This is a genomic window from Bacillus sp. CFBP9009, from assembly GCF_036541465.1.
Taxonomy (GTDB): Bacteria; Bacillota; Bacilli; order Bacillales; family DSM-1321; genus Peribacillus.
In genome coordinates, this window is the sequence record NZ_JAZHFU010000047.1 from 1 (window position 1) to 1,078 (window position 1,078).

A 1,078-nucleotide genomic window follows, 5' to 3' on the forward strand; every position below is an offset into this window, starting at 1 on the left:
GGTCACACCCGTTCCCATTCCGAACACGGCAGTTAAGCTCTTCAGCGCCGATGGTAGTTGGGGGTTTCCCCCTGTGAGAGTAGGACGCCGCCAAGCAGTTATATATGGAGGATTAGCTCAGCTGGGAGAGCATCTGCCTTACAAGCAGAGGGTCGGCGGTTCGATCCCGTCATCCTCCACCATTTTTACACTTGCCGGTGTAGCTCAACTGGTAGAGCAACTGACTTGTAATCAGTAGGTTGGGGGTTCAAGTCCTCTTGCCGGCACCATTTTCATACAAGCTTGATATAGCATATATAAATAGTTTATATGAGCCATTAGCTCAGTTGGTAGAGCATCTGACTTTTAATCAGAGGGTCGAAGGTTCGAATCCTTCATGGCTCACCATTTTATTATGCGGGTGTGGCGGAATTGGCAGACGCACCAGACTTAGGATCTGGCGCCGCAAGGCGTGGGGGTTCAAGTCCCTTCACCCGCATGTTCGCGGAAGTAGTTCAGTGGTAGAATACAACCTTGCCAAGGTTGGGGTCGCGGGTTCGAATCCCGTCTTCCGCTCCACTATTTATTTATGCCGGGGTGGCGGAACTGGCAGACGCACAGGACTTAAAATCCTGCGGTAGGTGACTACCGTACCGGTTCGATTCCGGTCCTCGGCACCATCTTAATATGCGCCCGTAGCTCAATTGGATAGAGCATCTGACTACGAATCAGAAGGTTGTAGGTTCGACTCCCGCCGGGCGCACCATATTTTATTCGGGAAGTAGCTCAGCTTGGTAGAGCACTTGGTTTGGGACCAAGGGGTCGCAGGTTCGAATCCTGTCTTCCCGACCATTATTTTTTTGGGGCCTTAGCTCAGCTGGGAGAGCGCCTGCCTTGCACGCAGGAGGTCAGCGGTTCGATCCCGCTAGGCTCCACCAAAAAAACTTGACAAGCCGTTTTGGCTTTGTTATGATATGAAAGTTGATTCTTTTAGAAGAGTCAAATTGCTCTTTGAAAACTGAACAAAACAAAGCGCCAACGTTAAATTTTAAGTGAGCACACACTATCAAAAAAGCAAATGAGCAAGTCAAACATTTCT

The 1,078-nt window shown here is 49.7% G+C and carries 9 tRNA genes and 1 rRNA gene; all 10 read left to right on the forward strand.

Annotation, left to right across the window (positions count from 1 at the left end):
- A 5S ribosomal RNA gene (gene rrf / locus V3595_RS28605) occupies nt 1–96 on the forward strand; the annotation flags it as partial.
- A 10-nt stretch (nt 97–106) separates the two neighbouring features.
- Nucleotides 107–182 (forward strand) — tRNA-Val (locus V3595_RS28610).
- 11 nt (nt 183–193) lie between these two features.
- Nucleotides 194–269: transfer RNA gene (locus V3595_RS28615), tRNA-Thr, on the forward strand.
- A gap of 42 nt (nt 270–311) precedes the next feature.
- A tRNA-Lys gene (locus tag V3595_RS28620) sits at nt 312–387 on the forward strand.
- Between the two features lie 9 nt (nt 388–396).
- Nucleotides 397–478, forward strand: a tRNA-Leu gene (locus tag V3595_RS28625).
- Nucleotides 479–483: 5 nt separating this feature from the next.
- Nucleotides 484–558 (forward strand) — tRNA-Gly (locus V3595_RS28630).
- Between the two features lie 12 nt (nt 559–570).
- Nucleotides 571–659: transfer RNA gene (locus tag V3595_RS28635), tRNA-Leu, on the forward strand.
- Nucleotides 660–668: 9 nt separating this feature from the next.
- Nucleotides 669–745 (forward strand) — tRNA-Arg (locus V3595_RS28640).
- A gap of 9 nt (nt 746–754) precedes the next feature.
- Nucleotides 755–831, forward strand: a tRNA-Pro gene (locus tag V3595_RS28645).
- Between the two features lie 10 nt (nt 832–841).
- Nucleotides 842–917: transfer RNA gene (locus tag V3595_RS28650), tRNA-Ala, on the forward strand.
- Nucleotides 918–1,078: the final 161 nt, after the last annotated feature.